This window comes from Sodalis sp. RH24, from assembly GCF_047324145.1.
Lineage (GTDB): Bacteria > Pseudomonadota > Gammaproteobacteria > Enterobacterales > Enterobacteriaceae > Acerihabitans.
Map to the genome: position 1 here is coordinate 4357994 of NZ_CP178729.1, position 24504 is coordinate 4382497.

Annotated in this window: 21 protein-coding genes; 19 read left to right on the plus strand and 2 right to left on the minus strand. The window is 56.4% G+C overall.

Features of this window, described 5'->3' with window-relative positions:
- The first annotated feature begins 10 nt into the window (after positions 1-10).
- From ACL2XG_RS19820 to ACL2XG_RS19845, 6 genes are all read left to right on the plus strand, one after another.
- Positions 11-871 (plus strand): D-amino-acid transaminase, encoded by an 861-nt coding sequence (locus ACL2XG_RS19820; RefSeq protein ID WP_410013474.1) that lies wholly within the window; start codon positions 11-13, stop codon positions 869-871.
- 633 nt (positions 872-1504) lie between these two features.
- Positions 1505-2626 (plus strand): branched-chain amino acid ABC transporter substrate-binding protein, encoded by a 1122-nt coding sequence (locus ACL2XG_RS19825; RefSeq protein ID WP_410016730.1) that lies wholly within the window; start codon positions 1505-1507, stop codon positions 2624-2626.
- Between the two features lie 188 nt (positions 2627-2814).
- A complete protein-coding gene (locus ACL2XG_RS19830) occupies positions 2815-3729 on the plus strand; it encodes an ABC transporter permease subunit (protein WP_410013475.1) in 915 nt (304 codons plus the stop codon).
- An 11-nt stretch (positions 3730-3740) separates the two neighbouring features.
- Entirely contained in the window at positions 3741-5111 is a 1371-nt protein-coding gene (gene livM, locus ACL2XG_RS19835; RefSeq protein WP_413721478.1) for a high-affinity branched-chain amino acid ABC transporter permease LivM, read from the plus strand.
- Positions 5108-5983, plus strand: a complete 876-nt coding sequence (locus tag ACL2XG_RS19840; RefSeq protein ID WP_413721477.1) for an ABC transporter ATP-binding protein — start codon at positions 5108-5110, stop codon at positions 5981-5983. The genes livM and ACL2XG_RS19840 overlap by 4 nt, the downstream gene beginning before the upstream one ends.
- On the plus strand, positions 5980-6696 hold the full coding sequence (locus ACL2XG_RS19845) for an ABC transporter ATP-binding protein (RefSeq protein ID WP_413721476.1): 717 nt from the start codon (positions 5980-5982) through the stop codon (positions 6694-6696). Before ACL2XG_RS19840 ends, ACL2XG_RS19845 begins: the two co-directional genes overlap by 4 nt.
- 73 nt (positions 6697-6769) lie before the next feature.
- Here the strand turns inward: ACL2XG_RS19845 and ACL2XG_RS19850 are convergent, their stop codons facing one another.
- Complete coding sequence (locus tag ACL2XG_RS19850; protein WP_410013479.1) at positions 6770-7681, minus strand: LysR family transcriptional regulator; 912 nt, start codon at positions 7679-7681, stop codon at positions 6770-6772.
- A 987-nt stretch (positions 7682-8668) separates the two neighbouring features.
- Here ACL2XG_RS19850 and ACL2XG_RS19855 point away from each other — a divergent pair.
- Positions 8669-9166, plus strand: coding sequence for a DUF1003 domain-containing protein (locus tag ACL2XG_RS19855; RefSeq protein WP_410013480.1), 498 nt, complete (start codon positions 8669-8671; stop codon positions 9164-9166).
- 49 nt (positions 9167-9215) lie between these two features.
- On the opposite strand, the gene ACL2XG_RS19860 is transcribed toward ACL2XG_RS19855, so the two are convergent.
- Positions 9216-9830 carry a TetR/AcrR family transcriptional regulator gene (locus ACL2XG_RS19860; RefSeq protein WP_410013481.1) on the minus strand — a complete coding sequence of 205 codons (615 nt, stop codon included), beginning with the start codon at positions 9828-9830 and terminating at the stop codon, positions 9216-9218.
- Between the two features lie 184 nt (positions 9831-10014).
- Between ACL2XG_RS19860 and ACL2XG_RS19865 the strand changes: the two genes are divergently transcribed.
- The 12 genes from ACL2XG_RS19865 to ACL2XG_RS19920 all read left to right on the plus strand — a co-directional run bounded on the left by ACL2XG_RS19865 (position 10015) and on the right by ACL2XG_RS19920 (position 24302).
- Entirely contained in the window at positions 10015-10851 is an 837-nt protein-coding gene (locus ACL2XG_RS19865) for an SDR family NAD(P)-dependent oxidoreductase (RefSeq protein ID WP_413721475.1), read from the plus strand.
- Positions 10852-11328: 477 nt separating this feature from the next.
- Complete coding sequence (gene arnB, locus ACL2XG_RS19870) at positions 11329-12483, plus strand: UDP-4-amino-4-deoxy-L-arabinose aminotransferase (protein ID WP_413721474.1); 1155 nt, start codon at positions 11329-11331, stop codon at positions 12481-12483.
- Positions 12470-13450, plus strand: a complete 981-nt coding sequence (arnC, locus tag ACL2XG_RS19875; RefSeq protein WP_413721473.1) for an undecaprenyl-phosphate 4-deoxy-4-formamido-L-arabinose transferase — start codon at positions 12470-12472, stop codon at positions 13448-13450. Before arnB ends, arnC begins: the two co-directional genes overlap by 14 nt.
- Entirely contained in the window at positions 13450-15432 is a 1983-nt protein-coding gene (gene arnA, locus ACL2XG_RS19880; protein ID WP_410016731.1) for a bifunctional UDP-4-amino-4-deoxy-L-arabinose formyltransferase/UDP-glucuronic acid oxidase ArnA, read from the plus strand. Before arnC ends, arnA begins: the two co-directional genes overlap by 1 nt.
- Positions 15429-16334, plus strand: coding sequence for a 4-deoxy-4-formamido-L-arabinose-phosphoundecaprenol deformylase (arnD, locus tag ACL2XG_RS19885; RefSeq protein WP_413721472.1), 906 nt, complete (start codon positions 15429-15431; stop codon positions 16332-16334). Before arnA ends, arnD begins: the two co-directional genes overlap by 4 nt.
- Complete coding sequence (gene arnT, locus ACL2XG_RS19890) at positions 16331-17995, plus strand: lipid IV(A) 4-amino-4-deoxy-L-arabinosyltransferase (RefSeq protein ID WP_413721471.1); 1665 nt, start codon at positions 16331-16333, stop codon at positions 17993-17995. Before arnD ends, arnT begins: the two co-directional genes overlap by 4 nt.
- The gene (arnE, locus tag ACL2XG_RS19895) at positions 17992-18342 is read left to right on the plus strand and encodes a 4-amino-4-deoxy-L-arabinose-phosphoundecaprenol flippase subunit ArnE (RefSeq protein ID WP_410013487.1); all 351 of its coding nucleotides are present in this window, start codon (positions 17992-17994) and stop codon (positions 18340-18342) included. Before arnT ends, arnE begins: the two co-directional genes overlap by 4 nt.
- The gene (gene arnF / locus ACL2XG_RS19900) at positions 18339-18716 is read left to right on the plus strand and encodes a 4-amino-4-deoxy-L-arabinose-phosphoundecaprenol flippase subunit ArnF (RefSeq protein ID WP_410013488.1); all 378 of its coding nucleotides are present in this window, start codon (positions 18339-18341) and stop codon (positions 18714-18716) included. Before arnE ends, arnF begins: the two co-directional genes overlap by 4 nt.
- A gap of 9 nt (positions 18717-18725) precedes the next feature.
- Complete coding sequence (locus ACL2XG_RS19905) at positions 18726-19772, plus strand: DMT family transporter (RefSeq protein ID WP_413721470.1); 1047 nt, start codon at positions 18726-18728, stop codon at positions 19770-19772.
- Positions 19773-19937: 165 nt separating this feature from the next.
- Positions 19938-20981 (plus strand): iron-containing alcohol dehydrogenase, encoded by a 1044-nt coding sequence (locus tag ACL2XG_RS19910; protein WP_410013490.1) that lies wholly within the window; start codon positions 19938-19940, stop codon positions 20979-20981.
- Positions 20982-21143: 162 nt separating this feature from the next.
- The gene (locus ACL2XG_RS19915) at positions 21144-22190 is read left to right on the plus strand and encodes a pyridoxal-phosphate dependent enzyme (protein WP_413721469.1); all 1047 of its coding nucleotides are present in this window, start codon (positions 21144-21146) and stop codon (positions 22188-22190) included.
- Between the two features lie 444 nt (positions 22191-22634).
- Positions 22635-24302: a methyl-accepting chemotaxis protein gene (locus ACL2XG_RS19920; protein WP_413721468.1), complete on the plus strand. Its 1668-nt coding sequence runs from the start codon at positions 22635-22637 to the stop codon at positions 24300-24302.
- Positions 24303-24504 lie beyond the last annotated feature (202 nt).

The window sequence follows — 24504 nt, forward strand, 5'->3', positions numbered from 1 at the left end:
GGAAGAATCCATGAGCAGAATTGTCTATCTTAACGGCGACTATGTGCCGGAGCAGGACGCCAGGATCTCCATCTTCGACCGGGGCTTCCTGTTCTCCGACGCGGTCTATGAAGTCACCGCGGTATTAAACGGTAAGCTGTTGGAAAACGAGGGCCATATCGCCCGTCTGGTGCGCTCCTGCCGGGAGCTTAAACTCTCCCTGCCCGTTACGCCCGCTGAACTGGACGCCATACAGCGGGAGCTGATCGCCCGCAATCAACTGCGGGAAGGCGCGGTCTATCTGCAACTGAGTCGCGGCACTACCGGCGATCGGGAATTTGATTTTCCGCCGGCCGGCACTCCGCCTACGCTTACGCTGTTTACCCAGGCGCGGCCGGTTATCAATAATGCCAAGGCTATCAACGGCATCCGGGTGGTGACGCTGGAGGATATCCGCTGGCACCGCCGCGACATCAAAACGGTGGGACTGCTGGCGCCTTGCCTGGCCAAGGAGTATGCCCATGCCCAGGGCGCGGACGATGCCTTCCTGGTGGAGAACGGGCTGATAACCGAAGGCAGCGCCTGTAACGCGTGGATTGTCACGTCTGCCGGCACCCTGGTGACCCGGCCGCTCAGCAACGAGATTTTGCACGGCATAACCCGCCGTTCGCTACTGATGCTGGCCGAAACCCATGCTATCCCGTTTGAGGAACGGGCATTCAGCGTTGAGGAGGCTTATGCCGCGCGGGAGGCGTTTATCAGCTCCGCCACCACCTTTATCTGGCCGGTTATCGGCATCGACGGCAGGACGGTGGGGGACGGCGTTCCCGGTCCGGTAACCCGGGCGCTGCGGGCGATATATGTGGATATGGCGCTGCGGGCCACCGCCTGATAATAACGCCCCGGGCCGGCAATGCCGCGGTTTCGCCGGCCGGGGGCGGTGTATCCGCCCTTATTTTGGTATTCCGGTCCTTTATTTTCAGGCCCGTTCTTTATTGCTGATGATTTTTATGGCAATAAAACCGGCGCGGGCGGTTAATTTTTTCTTATCAGTAAATATTAGTCAGCGAAAGTGTTGAGGCGCCGCTTTTTATTATCTCAAGGTTCAGAAATACGTTGGTGTTTACCAACTATTTTTTAACGCTAAATCGCCAGGCGGCATGTGCCGCGGCGCGCCGATAATTAATGTGATACATGTCCTATTTGTTATTAAAATTAGACTTTAACGTTAAAAGATAGTCTTTAATAGACGGTATCACCGAAATGGTGCAACCGCGGCGCCGGCGCCGTTTTCCGGCGGCACAAGCGCACTGAAAGGGGGCGGCGCGGCGCCCGCCCTGATGATAGCTCCCCGGAGCGAAACGGTCTGTGCCTCTAATGTGCCGGAAATTTGCCATTATGGCCGGATAATTGCTTATTTTGTTGGGGTAAATACCCGTCGTCTTCATGGGTTGTACGTTTAAGCTTCAGGATTTATGGTCCACGCCTCGGGCGTTTTGCTGAAACTGTATAAAGGAACCAGATGATGTCAATGAAATTGATAAGAACCCCGCTTTCCGCCCTGCTTATCGGTTGCTTGGGCGCGGCTTTCTCCGCCCATGCCGATGTGGTTATCGGCGTTGCCGGGCCGTTTTCCGGACCCAATGCCACCTATGGCGATCAATACTGGCGCGGCGCTTCCCAGGCGGCCGAGGATATTAACGCCGCGGGCGGCATCAAGGGGGAAAAAATTAAGCTGGTGCAAGGAGATGACGCCTGTGAACCCAAACAGGCGGTGGCGGTGGCCAACCGGCTGGTGGATCAGGAACACGTGAAGGCGGTGATTGGCCACTTCTGCTCCTCATCCACCATGCCGGCGTCGGAAGTCTATGACGAGGCGGGTATTATCGCCATCACTCCCGGCTCCACCAATCCGCAGATTACCGAGCGTGGCCAGACCGCCATGTTCCGTATGTGCGGGCGGGACGACCAGCAGGGACTGATTGCCAGCAACTACATTATCGATAAGCTGAAGGCGAAAAAAGTGGCCATCATCCACGATAAGGACACCTACGGCCAGGGCCTGGCGGATGCCACCAAGGCGGAGCTGAACAAACGCGGCGTGAAGGAGGTGATGTATGAAGGCTTGTCGCGCGGTGAAAAAGATTTCAACGCGTTGGTGACGAAAATCCGCGCGCTGGATCCTGACGTGGTCTATTTCGGCGGCTGCCATCCCGAGGCGGGTCCCCTGGTGCGCCAGATGCGTGAGCAGGGCGTCACCGCTAAATTCTTTTCCGGCGACTGCGTTGTCACCAGTGAACTGGTCACCGCCGCCGGCGGTCCGCAGTATACCAACGGCGTTTTAATGACCTTCGGCAAAGATCCCCGCGTTATTCCCGACGGCAAGGCGGTGATTGAGAAGTTCCGCGCCGGCAAGTTTGAACCTGAAGGGTACACTCTCTATTCCTATGCGTCGGTACAGGCTATTGCCGCGGCGTTTAACGCCGTCGGCGGCAGCGATTCCGCTAAGGCCAGCGCGTGGCTGAAAGCCAACAGCGTGGATACGGTGATGGGCAAAAAGGCCTGGGACAGCAAAGGCGATCTGAAGGTATCCGATTACGTGGTTTATCAATGGGACGACCAGGGTAAATATCACGAAATCCCCTAAAGCCACCATGGGCTAAAGGTAATGCGCCAGGCGGACCCTGGGCCAGGCGCCGGGGTTGTCCGTGGGCGTCGCCGCTGACGGGCCGGCCCCGACGCCATGTTTCACCGGGGGAAAATACCCCGCGCGCCGTGCGGTGGTCGCTTTTCTGGCCGCCGGGCGGTCTGTAAGCAAGACGAGACGGTGTAACTATGGATTCTTCCTTCCTGCAGCAAATGTTTAACGGCCTGACACTGGGCGCCGTCTACGGTTTGATCGCCATCGGCTATACCATGGTGTACGGTATTATCGGCATGATCAACTTCGCCCACGGCGAAGTCTATATGATTTCCGCCTATCTGTGCGCCATCGCGCTGGCGCTGCTGTCGTTTTTCGGCCTGCATTCGTTTCCACTGCTCATCCTCGGCACCCTGGTGTTTACCATCGCGGTTACGGGCGTCTACGGCTGGGTTATCGAGCGCATTGCCTACCGGCCCCTGCGCAACTCTACCCGGCTGGCGCCCCTGATCTCCGCCATCGGCATGTCGCTTATCTTGCAAAACTATGCGCAAATCAGCCAGGGGCCACGTCAACAGGGTATTCCCACTATGCTGGACGGGGTGCTCAGGTTCCACATCGGCGACAGCTTTGTCCAGCTCACTTATACCAAGATCTTTATCCTGGTGGCGTCGCTGCTGGGGATGCTGGCGCTAACCTATATTATCGGCCACACCAGGCTGGGGCGCATGTGCCGCGCCACCCAGCAGGATCGCAAGATGGCCTCGATCCTCGGCATCAATACCGACCGGGTTATTTCCTGGGTATTTGTTATCGGTGCCGCCATGGCGGGGCTGGCGGGGGTATTGATTACCATGAACTACGGCACCTTTGATTTTTATGCCGGTTTTATCATCGGCATTAAGGCATTCACCGCCGCGGTGCTGGGCGGTATCGGCTCGCTGCCTGGAGCCATGCTGGGCGGCCTGATCCTGGGCGTCGCCGAGGCGCAGTTTTCGGGCATGGTCAATTCCGATTACAAAGATGTATTTTCATTTTCCTTACTGGTGGTCATTCTTATTTTTCGCCCGCAGGGTCTGCTGGGCCGGCCACTGGTGGCTAAGGTATAAAGGGAGAGATAATGTCGCAACCCACAGCGCCGCAATCCGCCGGGACGCCTCCTCCAGTGGCTCAATCACCGGACAAGCCAACCTCCGCGCCGCGTTCCCCGGGATCGCCTCCGCCCGCAGGGCTGGATATCCGGCAATGCCTGCTTGATGCCGTCCTGGCCGGTTTTATTGCCCTGATTGTTTTTGGCCCGGTGGTGGGCGTGGTGCTGGACGGCTACAGCTTCAATTTCCACGCTCCGCGCCTGGCCTGGATTATCCTGGCGGTGATGGCGGGGCGCTTTGCCCTTAGCCTGTTTCTGCAAACCGGGCCGGGACAACGTTTCCAACTGCGTTTTAACGGCGACAGCGGCGGCGTCTACGTCCGTCCCGCCGACTACAAAAGCCGCCTGCGCTGGATTATCCCGTTGATCCTGGTACTCGCGGCGCTGTTTCCCTTCGTCGCGACCAAATACTTGCTGACCGTGGCAATTCTCGGCCTGATTTATGTGCTGCTGGGACTGGGGCTGAATATCGTGGTCGGCCTGGCCGGACTGCTCGATCTGGGGTACGTGGCGTTTTATGCTATCGGCGCCTACGGACTGGCGCTGGGGTATGAATATCTCGGCCTGGGATTTTGGTCCATGCTACCGCTGGCGGCAATCATGGCGGCCGTAGCCGGCGCGTTATTGGGTTTCCCGGTGTTGCGCATGCATGGCGATTACCTGGCGATAGTGACCCTGGGTTTTGGCGAGATCATCCGGCTGATTTTAAACAATTGGCTGGCTTTTACCGGCGGCCCCAATGGCGTCTCGGTGCCGTCGCCGACCTTTTTCGGCCTGGAATTCGGTCGCCGCGCCAGGGAGGGCGGGGTACCCATTCATGAGTTCCTCAATATTCCCTATAATCCCAACCTGAAGTTTATTTTCATCTACGGCGTGCTGATCCTGGTGGTGCTGCTGGTGTTGTATATCAAGCACCGCCTGACGCGCATGCCTATCGGCCGCGCCTGGGAGGCGCTGCGCGAGGATGAAATCGCCTGCCGCGCCATGGGACTGAACCACGTACTGGTTAAACTGTCGGCCTTTACGCTCGGCGCATCCACCGCCGGCATTGCCGGGGTGTTTTTCGCCACTTACCAGGGTTTCGTCAATCCCACGTCGTTTACCTTTTTTGAATCGGCGCTGATCCTGGCCATTGTGGTGCTGGGCGGCATGGGTTCGACCATCGGCGTGGTGATTGCCGCTTTTGTGCTAACCGTGGCCCCCGAACTGCTGCGCAGTTTTGCCGAATACCGGGTGCTGCTGTTCGGCATCCTGATGGTGGTGATGATGATCTGGCGGCCGCGCGGCCTTATCCGTATCAGCCGCGCCGGTTTCGCCGCCCGTAAGGGGGTGGCGCCATGAGCGACACTATCCTGAGCGTCGAGCACCTGATGATGCATTTCGGCGGCATTAAGGCCCTGAACGACGTCAATCTCGAGGTGCGCAGGGGTTCCATAACGGCGCTTATCGGCCCCAACGGCGCCGGTAAAACCACGGTATTTAACTGCCTGACCGGCTTTTACCAGGCCACAGGCGGCAATATTATGCTCAACACCCGCGGGCGGCCCACCAATATTATCCAGATCCTCGGGCAAAAATTTCGCGCCGCCGATTTTATCCATCCGGCCCGGCTGGGCCGGCGCGTTTTTTATAAAATGTTCGGCGGCACCCATCTGGTCAATCGCGCCGGGCTGGCGCGCACGTTCCAGAATATCCGCCTGTTCCGCGAGATGTCGGTGGTGGAGAACCTGCTGGTGGCGCAGCATATGCAGGCCAACCGCAACCTGATTGCCGGGATATGCAATACGCCGGCCTATAAACGCGCCGAAAACCGCGCCCTGGATCGTGCGTTTTACTGGCTGGAAGTGGTGGAACTGGTTGATTGCGCCAACCGACTGGCGGGTGAAATGTCCTACGGCCAGCAGCGGCGGCTGGAGATCGCCCGCGCCATGTGCACCAACCCGGAAGTGATTTGCCTGGACGAGCCTGCGGCGGGACTTAATCCGGTGGAAACCCGTACCTTAAGTAAAATTATCCGCCTGCTGCGCGACCGCCATGGCATCACGGTGTTGCTGATCGAGCATGATATGGGCATGGTGATGGACATCTCGGATCATATTATCGTGCTCGATCATGGCGATGTCATCGCCACCGGTACGCCGCAAGCCATCCAGAATAACGAAAGCGTGATTGCCGCCTACCTCGGCACCGACGAGGAGGAATTGGCCTTATGACCGACATTCTACTGGAATTTCGCGATGTAGACGTATTTTACGGTCCGATCCAGGCCCTGCGGCAGGTTTCCATCCAGGTGCATGAAGGGGAAACGGTGGCGCTGATCGGCGCCAACGGCGCGGGCAAATCCACGCTGCTGATGTCCATCTTCGGCCAGCCGCGCATCAGCGCGGGGCAGATCCTATTGCGCGGAGAGGATATCAGTCGCAAGTCGACTCATTTCATCGCCGCCAACGGCATTGCCCAGTCGCCGGAAGGGCGGCGGGTATTCCCGGATATGACGGTGGAGGAAAACCTGCTGATGGGCACTATTCCCATCGGCAATCGCCATCAGGCCGAAGATTTGCTCCGGATGTTCGACCTTTTTCCGCGCCTGCGTGAGCGCCGCAACCAGCGCGCCATGACGCTTTCCGGCGGCGAGCAGCAGATGCTGGCCATTGCGCGCGCGCTGATGAGCCGGCCTAAGCTGCTGCTGCTTGACGAGCCGAGTCTTGGATTGGCGCCGATCATCGTCAAGCACATTTTCCAGATTCTCCGCGAGCTGGCCCGCACCGGCATGACCATCTTTCTGGTGGAGCAAAATGCTCACCACGCGCTGAAGTTATCGGACCGGGGCTATGTCATGGTCAACGGCCAGATCCGGATTAGCGGCAGCGGGGCCGAACTCCTGGGCAACCAAGAGGTACGCAAGGCCTATTTAGGCGGTATATAGCCCGGCAATACCGCAATATCGTTCCATGGCCGGAATGACCGCGCTAAACAGCCATTCCGCCGGCGCGCGACTATCAGCAGGCTATCTTATTGGGAACAGGTGCTATGCGTGGCGCGATATATTGTTCAACCCAATTGCTGTCATCTTTAAAATAATAAATATGACGCTGGATTAATAGTTCTTTATTCCTGAACTTAAAGGGCAGTAATTTTATTTTATACTGCCGTTCTTCAATGATATTTTTTACCGATGCGGGGAAAAAACCAATGGCATCGCTCTTTTCAATCGTCGACAGCTGTCCCTGAAACGTGGGGACATGAAGCCGTTTCAACATTAAGTTATTAAATTGCAAATGAGCATCTATCTCCTCATTGATCTTTCCAGGAAGTTGCGCCTCGTATTGCACCAGGACTTTATCATACAAGAGTTGATTTATGGGCACATTGCGGATATTCACATCGCTGCCGACTGCCAGCATGAGGGCATCCTCCGCTAAAAGCTGATGTATGACCCCTGGCGGGCAGCGTAGCGGTTTATCCGAGAAAAAAATCTTGCACAATCCCTCCTTGAGCACGTCTTCCATACTCGTGCTATCTGGAGCATAGTATTCTAGGGTAATCTCGTTTTTGAAGGGCGAGTCAGAAAGCAAAGGAGATAAATAGGAATAGTCATGATGATCGATTCCCAGTTTATACTGGGTGGCGATATGATTTTTATTGGTGTTTTTTTTCAAAATTTTGCTTTCCAGTTCACACACTTCCTGATAGAGCGGTAGCAGCGTTGCGTACAGTTCGCTACCGTAACTGGTGAGTTTTAAGCCATTGCTGGTGCGGGAAAACAGTTTATGGCCAAGGCTTAACTCGAACATTTTAATTGTCCGGCAAAGCGGGGATGGCGTGATGCAGAGAATCATCGACGCCAACCGAATAGACTGCTGTTGTGCGGTCACGATGAAATACCGTAATGTTTTAGATATTAAGATCATATTAGGCCCCCGGTGGCTTTTGCTTATCTTGACTAGATTTATAAGAAAATATTTTTAAAAATAGAATAATTATTAAAATTATTTTGTTTTTTTTCAAATAACATTGCCAGGCTATTTTATTATTAATATTATTGATATTAAGGGTGTCAGCAGCAACCGAAAAATCATTGCTGAATTTACTGAGAACTATAATAAACAGCGCTAGGCTTATTTAGAATATTTTTTAAGAAATGCCGCTCTTAACTCGAAAAAAAATGAGATGTTCAGTAATGTCTTAAAACCATCATTATGGATGGTTTTATTTGTTCAACTGATTTATTCAAAAAACAGTTAACCAGCAACGCAACATCAATCGCTGGAGTTGCTTCGCTGTTATCAGTGGTGTGAATAGACGTTACGACTTTAGTATAGTATTTGACAAGTCCTTCATTGAAATCCTTTAGAACAATTGGCGAATAATGTTAACCAGCTCACGCTTGTTAACTCTATGTATCGAAAATGGCCATGGCATGCAAAAGGCAATGCTAATTATCAGCATATATTCCCCAGCGAATATATTAGCCATCAATATCAGATTATGCCTGCTGACACGTTAAGAAAATGATGTGAACGCATTCAGCCGTTTTTAAAATTGATCAATTTCAATTGCTTACGATTTCCAGCGCCGCCAGGTACGGGGGCGACGGGGCGGGCGATGATTTAAAATAGGATGATGATTAAGGCAAAACCGGTCCGTATCGCCATTTTGGTCATTGGATTACTCTAAAAGTTGAGGTAAACCGCAGGATGATGGTATAAGCCGGCGGTAGATCGTAAAGGTTAACCTCTGTTCCCGGCTTGCCGGTCTCTTGCTCTGATGGCATTGCCAGAAACAATTTAATATACATTTCCTGCCGGGAGCGAGTGGTAAAACACAAAAGATAACTTATAATTTTTCCTAATATAATAATGTCAGTTAATTCAACGTGTTTATTAAGGAAACGCACCATGGATGCCAGATCCAAAAAGCAACTTGAAGAGTTACGCGCCAGCAGCAGAAGCGAGCATGCCACGCTGCTGATGCCGTCATCTGATTCCGTTGCGCCCCGGACCCTGGGCCAACGTTTAGCCGACAGGATCACGGCCATTATCGGCACCTGGACCTTTATCATTACCCAAACCATTATTATCATCGGCTGGACCGGATATAACCTGGCCGTCGGTAAAAGCGGATTCGATCCTTATCCCTTTATTTTACTGAATCTTTTCTTATCATTTCAAGCCGCCTATACCGCACCGGCCATTATGATGAGCCAGAAGCGGGAAGGGGAAGTGGACCGCTACCGCGCGGAAATCGCGTCCAACGTGAATGTGAAATCCGATCTGGAAATGTATGCGCTGCACGATAAAATTGATTATCTGGAAGGCGACATCGTCACGTCAATAAAAGAACAGCTGGCGCAGATCACCCGGCAGCTTGAAGAGATCAAGCAAAAACAAGGCTGACCCAACCGGCCGGCAACATCGCTATTGAGGCGGCGCCCGCCGCCTGCCGCTAGTTTTCCACCCGTCCGCCCTGGACATTATCATTGCCGGCGGCCCCCGCGCGCGCAAACCGTTGTATCCCGGCGTTGACTTCGCGCAGGATTTCCCGGGAAAACGCCTCGTCGTTGACCGCGCGCGCCAGGATAATGCCCCCCACCATCGACGCATGCAGACGAATGGCGTCGCCCCGGGCGTGTTTATTACTGCGCCAGGGGAAATAACGGGTCAGCCGTTCAACCGTGGCGGCCACCAGCCGGGTCAGGGACGGCCTGACGGTCTCTTCCCGGGCGATTTCGGTTGCCAGCGCCGACACCAGGCAACCGAGGGCCGGGTTATCGCGATGCTGAACGCTCAGGTAATGATCAACGTAGTCCAGCAGCCCTGCCGGCGTGGCGGCGGCCTCATCTATACCGGCAAGCGTCGTCTGCGCCCGATACTCGAAGCTCTCCTGCATTAATGCTTCCTTGGACGCAAAATGATTATAGAAGGGACCGTGCGTCAGGCCGGTGGCCTTCATAATCTCGGCGACGCTCACGCCCGAGAAACCGCGTTCACGAAACAGCCGTGCCGCTTCCTGGAGAATACGTTGATGTTTTTCTGCCGTTTCGGCCGCGGGATATCTCATCTTCCATCCTATTGTCGTCGGTTTGCCGCCATGGCTTGACAAGTATACATGATAGCGGTCATGCTTGTCGCCATCAAGCATGACGATCATCATGTTACTTGCCACAAAACATGATGGCTGTCATGTTTGGTGGCAAAACCCTTCTGCGGCCTGGCCGCAGGGCAACCGACCTTATTAGGAGAAGATGATGAAACCAACAGATACTCACCCTGTCAGCGATGCCAGTGGCACCGCGGTTATCACCGGCGCGTCGTCGGGTATCGGCGCAGTGTATGCCCGCCGGCTGGCGGAGCGCGGTTATGATCTATTGCTGGTGGCGCGCCGCGGCGATCGCCTGTCGGCGCTGGCGGAGGAATTGCGCTCCCGTTACGGCCATGAAGCGCGTACCCTGGTGGCGGATCTGGGCGTGGCGGCCGATCTGGACCGGGTGGCCGCTATCCTGGCCGCCGATGCGTCCATCACCCTGCTGGTCAATAACGCCGGCACCTCGCTGATGGTGGCGGCCGAGCAGACACCCGCGCCGGCGGTGGCGGCGCTGCTGAATTTAAATGTTACCGCGCTGACCCGGCTTAGCCTGGCGGTCCTGCCGGGATTCAGAGCGCGAAACCGCGGTACGCTTATCAATATCGGCTCGGTGCTGGGATTCAGTTCCATCGTCGGCAGCGCCGTCTACAGCGGCACCAAGTCCTTTGTGCTCGGCTTCACCCAGGCGCTCCAACTGGAATTCGCCGATACCAATGTCAGGATTCAGTTAGTGGCTCCGGCCACCACCGCCACGGAAATTTGGGATATTTCCGGCGTGCCCCTCTCCACGCTGGACCCCGACACAATAATGCAGGCCGGGCAGTGCGTGGACGCCGCGCTGGCGGGTCTGGATATGGGCGAGGCCATAACCCTGCCTTCACTGGAAGAGGCCGGGCTGCTGGCGGATTACACTCAGGCGCGCCTTAAACTGTTCAGTAAGGTTAACCGGGGACGCCCGGCCACGCGCTATCATGTGACGATGACCGCGGCGCAATAACCTCTCGGGGGGAGGATGTCGCGCGGGGCTACGCGGATAATGATAATCCGCGCCTCCTCCTTATAGTATGCCAGAGACCGATGCGGGGAATATCAACGGAGACCTCTGAATTCTGTAAGAATAGAGCCGGGCAGGTAACGTCATTACATTAATAATATTTTCATATTCCGTTCTTTCATAAAAGTTCCGTCGCCGTTGAAATATTCAAACCCAGGTTGAGCCGCGCTGTTTATTGCAAAGGCGTTAGAAGAATTTAATTTTACAATTGCTTAACCGGTGTAATAATTCTGCGGCGAAAAACGCGGTATGCCTGAAGCATGATATAACTCACTTTTCCCTGCCTAAATACGTTGCCTTGTTCTTTGCCATGGCTACGGCGGCAATATTAAATCAGGCTTTCTTTTTTAAATTTAATCTTCGTTTAATTATTGGTCGGTATAGTACTTTCAAAATGCATTTTTGGATTCGATTTTATTTATGGATCAACTATTACCTTTTTCCCGTCCCTCCATTGGTGAGGACGAAATTGCGGCCGTGGGCGACGTTCTCCGCTCCGGCTGGATCACCACCGGACCACAAAATCAGCGGCTGGAGGCGGACTTTTGCGCCGCTTTCGGCTGTAAACACGCCATAGCGGTATGCTCCGCCACCGCCGGCATGCATCTGGTCCTTGCGGCGCTGGGCATCGGCCCCGGTGATGAAGTCATTACCCCTTCCCAGACCTGGGTTTCCACGCTGAACATGATCGAGCTGCTGGGCGCGCGTCCGGTGATGGTCGATGTCGAGCGCGACACGCTGATGGTCACGGCGGCGGCGGTGGAGGCGGCTATTACCCCGCGCACCAGGGCCATCGTGCCGGTGCACTACGCCGGCGCGCCGCTGGATTTGGATGCGCTGCGCGCCGTGGCTCGCCGCCACGCCATACCTTTAATCGAAGATGCGGCCCATGCGGTGGGCACCCGTTATAAAGGGCGCTGGATCGGCGCCACGGGTACGGCGATTTTTTCTTTCCACGCCATTAAAAACATGACCTGCGCCGAAGGCGGCCTGGTCGGCACCGACGACGATGCCCTGGCGGAGCGCGTGCGGCGGCTGAAATTTCACGGCCTGGGCGCCGACGCCTTCGATCGCCGTCAGCAGGGGCGCAAGCCGCAGGCCGAAGTGGTGGAGCCGGGGTACAAATATAACCTCTCCGATATCCATGCGGCCATCGCCGTGGTGCAACTGGCCCGCCTGCCGGCGTTAAACGCGCGCCGCAGGTCTCTTGCCGGGCGCTATCTCCACGCTCTGGCGGGTTCCCCGTTTCTGCCGCTCGGGTTGCCGGCCTACGATCATCAGCATGCCTGGCATCTGTTTATGGTGCGTATCGATCCCGAGCGCTGCGGGCTGGACCGCGATGAACTGATGAACCGTTTACAGGCGAAGGGCATCGGCACCGGCCTGCATTTCCGCGCCGCGCATACGCAAAAATATTACCGTGATCGTTATCCACAGGTGTCCTTGCCGGCGACCGAATGGAATTCAGCCCGTCTGTGTACCCTGCCGCTGTTTCCGGATATGGCCGACAGCGATGTCGATCGGGTGGTTGCCGCCTTGTTTTCTGTGTTGGAGCTGAACATTGTCGCGCGTTGAACCTATTACTAAGGTCTCGGTGGTTATTCCCGTATTTAATGAGCAGGAAAGCCTGCCGGCGTTAATTACGCGTACCGTCGACGCCTGCGGGCGGTTAACCCAATCCTATGAAATTATCCTGGTGGACGACGGCAGCAGCGACGATTCGATCGAGCTGATGACGGCGGCGGCGCAGACGCCGGAAAACCATATCGTCGCCGTAATGCTCAATCGCAATTACGGCCAGCATTCCGCCATCATGGCTGGTTTTATCCAGGCCAGCGGCGATTTGGTCATTACCCTTGATGCCGATTTGCAAAATCCGCCGGAGGAGATCCCAAGGCTTGTGAGCGTGGCGGAACAAGGCTATGACGTGGTGGGAACGGTGCGGGCCAGGCGCCAGGATTCCTGGTTCCGCAAATGCGCCTCGCGCATGATTAACCGTCTTATCCAGCGCGCCACCGGCAAGGCGATGGGCGATTACGGCTGCATGCTGCGCGCCTACCGCCGCCAGGTGGTGGAAGCGATGCTGCACTGCCATGAGCGCAGCACATTTATTCCCATCCTGGCCAATTCTTTTGCCCGGCGCACCATCGAGATTGAAGTGGCGCACGCCGAGCGCGAGTTCGGCGATTCCAAATACAGCCTGATGAAGTTAATCAATTTGATGTACGACCTGGTGACCTGCCTGACCACCACGCCGCTGCGCCTGTTAAGCGTGGTCGGCAGCATTATCGCCATTTCCGGGTTCACCCTCTCGATCATCCTGATCGCCCTGCGCCTGCTCCTTGGGCCCACGTGGGCGGCCGAGGGGGTTTTTACCCTGTTCGCGGTGCTTTTTACCTTTATTGGCGCGCAGTTCGTCGGCATGGGGCTGCTGGGCGAATATATCGGCCGCATTTACAACGATGTCCGCGCCAGACCCCGTTATTTCGTGCAGCAGGTGATCGGCGCCCGGCCGTCCTCGACTACCCAGGAAGAAGAATGATGAAAGCTATTGTATTTGCCTACCATGATATTGGTTGTATCGGTTTAAAAGCCTTGGTGGCAGCCGGCTATGACATACAGGCCGTGTTCACCCATACCGACGCCCCGGACGAAAACAGGTTTTTCCCCTCGGTGGCGCGGCTGGGCGCGAGTCTCGAGCTGCCGGTTTACGCGCCGGACGATGTCAACCATCCGCTCTGGGTTGAGACTATCCGCAACCTGAAACCCGAGATTATCTTCTCGTTTTATTATCGTCAGCTGCTGTGCGAGGATATTTTATCGCTGGCGCCCCGGGGCGGCTTTAACCTGCATGGGTCGCTGTTGCCGCGTTATCGCGGCCGCGCGCCGGTGAACTGGGCGCTGGTCAAGGGTGAAAAACAGACCGGCGTTACGCTGCATCGCATGGTCAAGCGTGCGGACGCCGGGGATATTGCCGGGCAAGCCGCCGTTGATATCGCCCCGGACGATACCGCGTTAACGCTGCATGCCAAACTCAGCGACGCGGCGGAACGACTGTTGCGCGATTTATTGCCGCCGCTGAAGGCGGGCACCCTTAGCCTGACGCCGCAAAATGAAAAAGAAGCCAGCCACTTTGGCCGCCGCACCGCCGCCGACGGTGAGATTTACTGGCATCATTGCGCGCACGATATCGCCAACCTGGTGCGCGCCGTAACGGAACCCTATCCAGGCGCCTTCAGCTATTTGGGCCAGCGCAAGCTTATCGTCTGGAACGCGCGCGCCCGGGATATCCGGCATGATAAACAGCCGGGTACCGTGCTGGCCACCGAACCGCTGACCATTGCCTGCGGCGACGGCGCGCTGGAGATTATCACCGGGCAGAGCGAAGCCGGTTTATTTTTGCAGGGCAGCCGGCTGGCGCGGGAGATGGGCATGATGGCCGGCGTGCGGCTGGCGGCTAAACCCAGCCCCGCGCAGCGGCGCCGGACCCGCGTCCTGATCCTCGGCGTAAACGGATTTATCGGCAACCATCTGACTGAACGCCTGTTGCGTGAGGACGGCTATGAAGTCTATGGCCTGGATATCAGTTCGGACGCCGTCGGCCGTTTTATGACGAACCCGCGTTTCCACTTCGTGGAAGGGGATATCAGCATCCACTCGGAATGGGTGGAGTACCACATCAAGAAATGCGACGTGGTGCTGCCCCTGGTCGCCATCGCTACGCCTATCGAATATACCCGCAATCCGCTGCGCGTATTTGAACTGGACTTCGAGGAAAACCTGAAAATAGTGCGCGACTGCGTGAAATACCGTAAGCGCATTATTTTCCCCTCCACCTCCGAGGTCTACGGCATGTGCGATGATAAGGAATTCGACGAGGATCGCTCCCGGCTCATCGTCGGCCCGATCAATAAACAGCGCTGGATTTATTCGGTATCCAAGCAATTGCTGGATCGGGTCATTTGGGCCTACGGCGCCAAAGAGACGCTGAAGTTCACCCTGTTCCGGCCGTTTAACTGGATGGGGCCGCGCCTGGATAACCTGGATGCCGCGCGAATCGGCAGTTCGCGCGCCATTACCCAATTGATCCTGAATCTGGTGGAGGGATCGCCGATACAGCTGGTGGACGGCGGCGAGCAAAAACGCTGTTTCACCGATATCAGCGACGGCATCGAGGCACTGTTTCGCATTATCGAAAATCGCGACGCCCGCTGCGACGGCCAGATCATCAACATCGGCAACCCCGGCAACGAGGCCAGCATCCGTGAACTGGCGCAAATGCTGCTGGACAGTTTTGAAAACCATCCGCTGCGCCATCATTTCCCGCCGTTTGCCGGCTTTAAGGATATCGAAAGCAAAAGTTATTACGGCAACGGCTATCAGGACGTCGAACATCGCAAACCGAGCATTGAAAACGCCCGCCGCTTACTGAACTGGCAGCCGACCGTCGAGATGCGGCGCACCGTTGACCAGACGCTGGATTTCTTCCTGCGCAGCACGGTTAAAGAAGGCGTGGACGCGTGAGGCAGGTCGGCCTGCGGGTTGATGTGGATACCTTCACCGGCACCCGTGATGGGGTGCCGCGTTTGCTGGAACTGTTTGAAAAGTATGATATCAAGGCCAGCTTTTTTTTCAGCGTCGGCCCGGATAACATGGGGCGCCATTTATGGCGCCTGCTGCGCCCGCGTTTTTTATGGAAGATGCTGCGTTCCCAGGCGGCTTCCCTTTATGGCTGGGATATCCTGCTGGCCGGCACCGCCTGGCCGGGCAGATGCATTACCCCGTCCCAGGGACCGTTAATGAAACAGACCTTGATGGCGGGACATGACGTCGGCCTTCATGCCTGGGATCACCAGGGATGGCAGGCCAAGGCCGGGCGTTGGCCTGACGCCGAGCTGGAGCGGCAGATCCGGCTGGGCGTGGAGGCGCTGGAGACGAGCATCGGGCGGCCGGTAACGTGCTCCGCCGCGGCGGGCTGGCGCGCCGATACGCGCGTATTGGCGGCGAAGGAGAATTTCGGTTTTTACTACAATAGCGACTGCCGCGGCCGCCATCCTTTCCGGCCGCTATTAAGCGATAACCGTATCGGCGCGGTACAGATTCCCGTCACCTTGCCTACCTTTGACGAAGTCATCGGCAAAGAGGCGCGTCTGGAAAATTTCAACGATTATATCCTCGGGCAGATCGCCCGGGATAGCGGTGTGCCGGTCTACACCATCCATAGTGAAGTGGAAGGGCGATCGCAGTCGGCGTTATTCGAGCAATTATTACAACGCGCGCAGCAGCAGGGCATCACCTTTTGCCCGTTGCCCGACCTGTTGCCGGCCGACGTCTCCACGGTGCCGGTGGGGCGTGTCGTCCGTTCCCCTTTTCCCGGACGGGAAGGCTGGCTGTGTTGCCAGGCCCCGGCAAATTCACCGCCATGAAATTAATTAAACATTACTGGGCGGCGATACTGGCGCTGTTTTATGCGCTGGTCTATCTGCTGCCTTTGAACAGCCGTTTGTTATGGCAGCCCGATGAAATCCGCTATGCCGAGACCAGCCGCGAAATGCTGCTGCGCGGCGACTGGATTGTGCCTAATCTGCTGGGCGTGCGTTATTTTGAAAAGCCGGTACTGGGTTACTGGATTAACAATATCAGCCAATGGCTGCTCGGCGATTCTAATTTCGCCGTACGTTTCGGTGTGGTGTTGAGCACCGGCGCCAGCGCGCTGCTGGTGTATGTGCTGGCCATGATGATGTGGCAAGCGCGCCGCACCGCGTGCCTGGCCGCGCTGATATTCCTTTCGATGTTGCTGGTATTCGGCGTCGGCACCTACAGCGTGCTTGATCCCATGGTGTCGCTGTGGCTGACGGCGTCGATGGTCAGTTTTTATCTGGCGATCAACGCTACCGGCGCGCGCGATAAGCTGGGCGCCTATATCCTGCTGGGGATTACCTGCGGTTTGGGTTTTATGACCAAGGGTTTCCTGGCGCTGGCGGTGCCGGTGATTGCCGCGCTGCCCGTCGCCATCCAGCGGCGCCGGCTGAAAGATCTGCTGATCTTCGGCCCGGTGGCGGTACTGGCCGCGGTGGCGCTGAGCCTGCCCTGGGCGTTGGCCGTTGCCCGGCGTGAGCCGGATTACTGGCACTATTTTTTCTGGATTGAGCATATCCAGCGTTTTGCCGATGACGACGCGCAGCATAAAGCGCCGGTATGGTACTACCTGCCGGTTATCATCGCGGGATCATTGCCCTGGCTGGCGCTGCTGCCGGGATCTCTGCTCAAGGGCTGGCGTGAGCGGGCGACGCGGCCGGAGCTGTTTTTCCTGCTGTGCTGGATGCTGATGCCGCTGGTGTTTTTCAGTCTCGCCAAAGGCAAGCTGCTCACCTATATTTTGCCGTGCATGGCGCCGCTGAGCCTGCTGATGGCCGCATATGCGCAAGATTGCATCGCATCCCGCCGCGTGCGGGTTTTCCGCCTTAACGCGGTGATCAACGGCGCCTTCGGTCTGTTGGGCATGGCGGCTATCGCGGCGCTGGGCGCCGGGCTGCTGCCGCAGGTGATTATATTAGGCCACGATGAATGGCCCAAGGTGGCGCTAAGCCTGCTGGGATTCGCCGGCTGGGCTCTCTTTGCCGCTGTGTCCTGGCGCCAGGGTGGGCGGCGCTGGGCCTGGGCCGCGGCCTGTCCCGTCCTGTTCAGCCTGGTGGTGGGCCATGCCATTCCCCAGCGGGTGATCGACAATAAGCTGCCGCAGCACATTATACGCGCCAATGCCGGCGTGCTGCGCCACAGCCAATACGTGCTGAGCAACAGCGTGGGCCTGGCGACCGCCATAGCCTGGGAGCTCAGGCGCGATGACGTGAAAATGTTTCGTGAGCGCGGCGAGTTGACCTATGGGTTATCTTATCCCGACGCGCGCGGGCGTTTTATCAGCGAGCAGGATTTCCCCGGCTGGCTGGCAACAGCGCGCAGGCAAGGGGATGTGGCGCTTCTCCTCCGCCTGCCCGACGACAACCGGCTGCCGGTTTACCTGCCCGCGCCCGATGCCATGCAACGCAGCTCCCATCTGGCATTGGTGCTGTACCGGCAACGACCATGAGCGGATATCTGCTGATACTTCTGGTCAGCGTTCTCACCTGCGCGGGGCAGTTATGTCAGAAACAGGCCGCGGTGCGCTGGCAGCAATGCCCGCCGCGGCAAAACCGGCGCACGGCAACCTTGGGCTGGCTGGCGGGGGCGCTGGTTTTGCTGGGGGTGGCGCTGCTGTTCTGGCTTGGCGTTTTGCAACGCCTGCCGCTGAGCGTGGCGTATCCTGTGCTGAGCCTGAATTTTGTGCTGGTCACGCTGGCCGCGCAGGGCATCTTCCATGAGCGCGCCACGTCCCGCCACTGGTGGGGCGTGGCGGCCATTATGGTCGGCATCGTGCTGATGGGTCTGAATCCATGAAGGGTTATCTCTGGGCGGCGACCAGCGTGCTGCTGGTCACCCTGGCGCAACTGCTGATGAAGTGGGGGATGCAGCAGATCCCGCTGTTGTCGCTAAAGGCATTGACGCCGGCCTTCGCCATCCATTACGGTATACCTCTGCTGGCGGTGGCGGTGGGTGTGCTGGGTTACATCCTGTCGATGTTATGCTGGTTCTGCGCTTTGCTCTATCTGCCGCTCAGCCTGGCCTATCCCCTGCTCAGCATCAGTTACGCCCTGGTCTATTGCGCCGCGATCGCGCTGCCGATGTTTAACGAAGCGGCCAGCGCGGCCAAGACCCTGGGCGTGGCGTTTATTTTATTCGGCGTGTGGCTTATCCATCGCCATCACCCATAGGTTGGGGTCATGATGCAAAATGGGCTGCGCCATCCCGGCGTACTGGCGGCGCTGGGTGCCGCGATATTATTCGGCGCGGGAACGCCCCTGGCGAAATTGCTGTTAACCAGCGTCAACCCCTGGCTGCTGGCGGGATTGCTTTACCTGGGTTCCGGGCTGGGGCTGACGCTGTACCGGTTTATCAGGCGCGCCCCCAGGATCAGTTTGCCGCGGGCGGAAGTGCCGTGGTTTGCCGGCGCCATTATCACCGGCGGCGTTATCGGCCCGGTGTTGCTGATGCTGGGGCTTGCCGCCATGCCCGCCTCGGGCGCGTCCCTGCTGATCAATGCCGAGGGGGTCTTCACCTCATTGCTGGCATGGTTTGCCTTTAAAGAGAATGTCGATCGCCGCATTGCATTGGGCATGGCGGCGATCGTGGCCGGCGCCGTGCTGCTGAGCTGGCCGGGCGAGGCCCGATTTGCCGGTCTGTGGCCTGCGCTTGCCATTTTGGGCGCGTGTTTCGCCTGGGGTATCGATAATAACCTTACCCGCAAGGTTTCTTTAACCGACGCGACCTGGATCGCCGCCGTAAAAGGGTTGGCGGCAGGTCTGGTGAATCTGTCGCTGGCCTTTGCCGCCGGCGTGGCCTTCCCCAGCTGGCCCGAGGCGGCAGGGGCCCTGACGCTCGGGTTCCTGGCCTACGGCGTCAGCCTGGCGCTGTTTGTGGTCGGCCTGCGCCAGCTCGGCACCGCCCGCACCGGCGCGTATTTTTCCGTGGCGCCGTTTTTCGGCGCCGCGCTGGCCGTCGTCCTCGGCGATACGCTGACGCTGCAAATGCTTGCCGCCGGGGCGCTGATGGCGTTGGGCATCGGGTTGCACCTTACCGAGCGTCATCAGCATCCTCATGTCCACGCGCCCATGGCGCACGATCATGAACACCGCCATGATGAGCATCATCAACATTCGCATGAGGAAACGCCGGCACCGGGAACCGTTCACCGGCATTGGCATCGACATGACCCCATGGCCCATTCCCATCCGCATTTCCCCGACGCCCATCACCGCCACGATCATTAATTTTATGTCGTGCCGATTAACTCGTAATGAACTAATTAAAATAAAAAAATATTTATAAGAGTAGAGTTTATTGCCCATGGGTTTTAAAAACAAACGGTAGAATAAGGAATAAATATAATTGAGAAATGGTAAGTACACTCATTGTCATAGGTGAAGAGGTGTGTAATGAATCTGAATATTACCACAAATGTATTAATGTCCGCCGGTATGCTACAGACTTACTTTTCTAAAAATATCATAAATAATGCTTTAATATTAATTGACGTAAATGTTGTTAACCATGAAATTATTAAAGAAACCATCAGCCTGCTAAAACGAAAGAATATCCTGTTGGTGACCAGGGAACCGACCATGGAAGATGTGAATGCAGCGGTAAATAATTATCCACGAACCGAAAATATCATTGCCGTTGGCGGCGGCTCAACCATGGATCTCGGCAAGGCCATCGCCATAACATTAACCAACGGCGGAGATGTGGAAAAGCTGTGCGACCAGGATACGGTTATCCGTCCAGGATTGCCGATTATTGTCGCCCCCACGATACCCGGCACGGCGGCAGAATTTAGCGCATCCGCGGTATTAAGCGGCGACGGCTACAAGCAGAACCTGACTTCACCTTACCTCAGGCCGGAAGTCGCGCTGGTGGATCCCCGCTTCTTTGCCTCGGTAAGCGCGGAAACCGGCATCCCCGTGCTGCTGAACGGCTACATTCATGCCATGGAATGCCTGGAGGGTATTAAAGGGTCGCATGCGTCGCGCACCGCCTGCCGTAACGTCATTTCGATCTTTAATGAAATCATCAAAAGCGGCTACCATCCGCAGGATAGCAAATGGTGCCAATTAGCTTATTATGCCAATTATACCAGCGCTTTTTCATTACTTGGCGGATCGTTAGGCGCGGTCCATGCATTATCGTATGGCGTATCAAATGCCATGGGCATTTGCCATTCGAAGGCCAATTTAGTGGCGCTCGGCCACCTGAGGTTTTTTTTTGACCAATACGCCCAGGTCGCTTTTGCATTTTGTCGCCAATATGCGGTGGATTATAAGCTTAACGCCGGCCCCAGCGCGGATCGACAAAAAATATTATCGGTAATGAATGCGACCCGGGATAGTTTGACCTGCCTATGGGAGAATACCTTTGGCGATAAATACAATAATGCCATATCCGACATATTTATAAAGAGCATTCTTACTGAGATAAAATAGCCAGCGTCGCGCCAGACAGAGACGATATTGGCCGCTTTTATATGAAATAACCAGGCGGCAAAGTGGAGCTGAGAAAAATAACTTATTGAATAATTCTTTATTGATCATGATGTTAATCATAGGATAATTATGCTCCCGCATAATAGATTCTTTCAAGGAACGATGATGAACCTGGAATTATTCAACGATATTGATCGTGCGCCGGATCCCTCTAAGGCACTGGATATGTTTCCCCAACTGTCCTCTTTTCATGCAGCCTTGGGCAATACCACGTTGATGCCGGTACCCGGTCCTGAGGGCGGCGCCAGCATAATGGCGAAGCTGGAGTTTGAAAATCCCTTCGGATCGGTCAAGGACCGCACCGCGTTTGGCATGTTCTGCGAGGCGGTAAACAAGCACGATTTTCACCAGGGACCGCTGAAGCTGCTTGATGCTTCCGGCGGTAATATGGGCCGCGCGCTGGCGATGCTGGGCAATATGTGCGATATCGCCGTGCATTTGGTTATCCCGGACTCCTCGCCGGAGGTATTGGTTAAGGCCTTGCGGGAAGCCAACGCCGGGCTGACCCTGGTGGACTCCCGGTATTTCCTGCTGGGATTAATGGCCCGCGCCGAGGAAATTGCGCTGGCGGACCCCGGCTGGACCCTGCTTGCCCAACACCGGAACCTGGTGAATGTCGCCGTACATCAACACGGCACCGGCCAGGAAATCCGCCGTCAGCTGCGCGGCGACAAGGCCGGCGGCTGGGTGGCGGCGGTGGGCACCGGCGGGACCTTATCCGGGGTATACGCCGCGCTGGCGCAGGATAATCCGGCGCTAAAAGTGCAGGGCACCACGCCAAGGGAATTGCCTTTCGGCACCCTGGCTCCGCCTAACGGCCGGGATAAATTTGCCGGTGCCGGCGGCATGGGCTTTGGTTTCCGCCAGCCGTTTATCAGCCGCATGCAGCTCGACGTGCTGCCGTTTAGCCTGATTGGCTGGCAAGAGTCGCTGGCGGCAATGTATGAATTTTATCACCTGACCGGCATACGCATCGGCGCCTCATCGGCGGCTAACTGGAAGAGCGCTTGCCGCCTGGCGCAAACGCTGGGTCCCGATCAACAGGTGGTAACGCTGTTTGCCGATGCGGGTAGCGACAGCGACCGTGAAAAGGGCGAGGTTTTTTTCACTAACGCAAACCGTTCGGACCGGGCGGGCGTTATGCTGTAAGGATCATCACCGGCAAATTATACCGGGATTACATTGGCGGTATTTGCGCTGAATATGCCCAATGCCGCCGCCCATTAGCGGCTCATATAAGATAATACGTATATTTTTTTCGTGAAATTAAAGGGGAAAAAAACCCCTAAAACCCTTATTTATTAACAGCCGAGTACACGCCTAGCTAACTGTCTGTTTTTGATCTTTTTTTCTTCATCTTCTATCAAGCTTTGTTAACGTTTGCCGATAACCATTGTATCTCAGATAAGTCGTTTCACAGGGTGTGGACAATATTTGATTTCATTAAACGGACAGATCGGCGCGCAAAAATCATTTCCAGTTTGGGCTGGGCATGAATGGTGCAATAAATGTTCTTACGCTTCCCCCATCCTCCATGCATGCCAAACATATGCGCACAAGCCAGCATAGAAATAATTAACAGGAGCAGTACCTATGCGTGTTCTAAAAAATACCAGTATTCGAGTTATACTCTTAATAACACTTGGTTTTTTTATGGTACTGTGGGGTGGGGTTTCCGCATTTACCCTGTCCTCGCTGAATCAGGTAAACCATCTATTAGCAGTCAGTGAAGATCAGAAGAAAGACATTGATATTGTCACCCACGGCAACGACCAGTATTTTCGCACCGTTACGCGCCTGTCGCGGGCCATGGATTATGTCCAGACTGGCGAAATAGGGGATGCCGATAAGGTACTGGCGACGGCTATTACCGCCATGCAGAGCACCAAAGCGGCGCTTGATGAGTTCAAAGCGCGGCAACATCCCTCTATTGACCCCGCGGTAACTGAAAACATCATCAGCAGCTGGACCAAGCTTATTAATCAGGGAATGGAGCCTTTATTGCAGGCGGCCCAGGCGAAAAATATGGATGAATACCGCCGCATATACCGGACGCAATCACCGCCGTTCAGCCAGGCTTTCGGCGCGGCGGCGGAAAAATTCAAAAGCGAGGCCATGTCGCAGGCAGGCGCGCTGCAGGTGGCGGTGGTGGTCGATTGGTGCAAAAAAATATTGATTGCGGCCATCGTGGCCGGACTTATCATCCTGGTCCTGACCGACCGCTATCTTGTCAACTGCATGATTAAGCCGCTGGAACGGTTTAAAGTACAGCTGCACACCCTTTCCGGCGGACATTTGGGCGATACCATCGCCGTGTTCGGCCGTAACAATGTGGGCCTGCTATTCCCCTATTTGCAGGAAATGCAACAGAACCTGATCCGCACGGTCTCCGCCATTCGCGACGGTTCCGCCTCCATTTACCAGGGCGCGGGGGAAATCAGCCGGGGCAATACCGATCTTTCCTCGCGCACCGAGCAACAGGCGGCGGCCCTGGAAGAGAGTGCCGCGAGCATGGAGCAGCTAAGCGCGACGGTTAAGCAAAATACGGAAAATGTGTTCCAGGCCAATAAAATGGTACAGGATGCTTCCAATACCGCTAAAAAAGGCGGCGAAATCGTCGATGAGGTGGTGGCCACGATGAGCAGCATCACCACCAGTTCGAAAAAAATTGCCGATATCACCGGCGTCATCAACGGCATTGCCTTCCAGACGAATATCCTGGCGTTAAACGCCGCGGTGGAGGCGGCCAGGGCGGGGGAACAGGGTCGTGGATTCGCCGTGGTGGCGGGCGAAGTGCGCAGTCTGGCCCAACGTAGCGCCCAGGCGGCGAAAGAAATTGAAGGGCTGATTGCGGAGTCGGTTGAACGGGTAAGCACGGGGTCCGTGCAAGCCTCGCGCGCCGGCGAGACCATGCACAGTATTGTGCAGGCGGTAAACCGCGTGACGGATTTAATGAGCGAGATCTCCTCGGCCTCGGAAGAACAGAGCCGGGGCATCAGCCAGGTCAGCACCGCGGTGGCGGAAATGGACGGGGTAACCCAGCAAAACGCGGCGCTGGTGCAGGAATCCGCGGCGGCGGCGGCATCGTTGGAAGAGCAGGCCCGTTTGCTGACGGAAACCGTGTCGGTATTTCAATTGCCGGCGGCGGGGCGATTGCTGAAAACGGATACTTCGATATCGTCTTCCGCCGCGGCGCCAAAGGACGGATTAAAAACGCCGGCTGGCCGGGAAAAACTTAACGAAAATTGGGAAACATTTTAACGTCAATCCTTTTTGAATAACGCCTGGTGGCTGCCGGAAAAGTGTCGGCCGCCGCTAGGCGCCCACCGTCCCGCCGCCAGACGATCTCCCCTCTCTTCGCCCCTTAACCCCCGGCGCGCGCGTTGCGAACGCCGCGGATCAAGACCGTCCTATTGCATTATCCATTGCGTTATCCATGCCGCATATCCTGCCGCTTATTTGA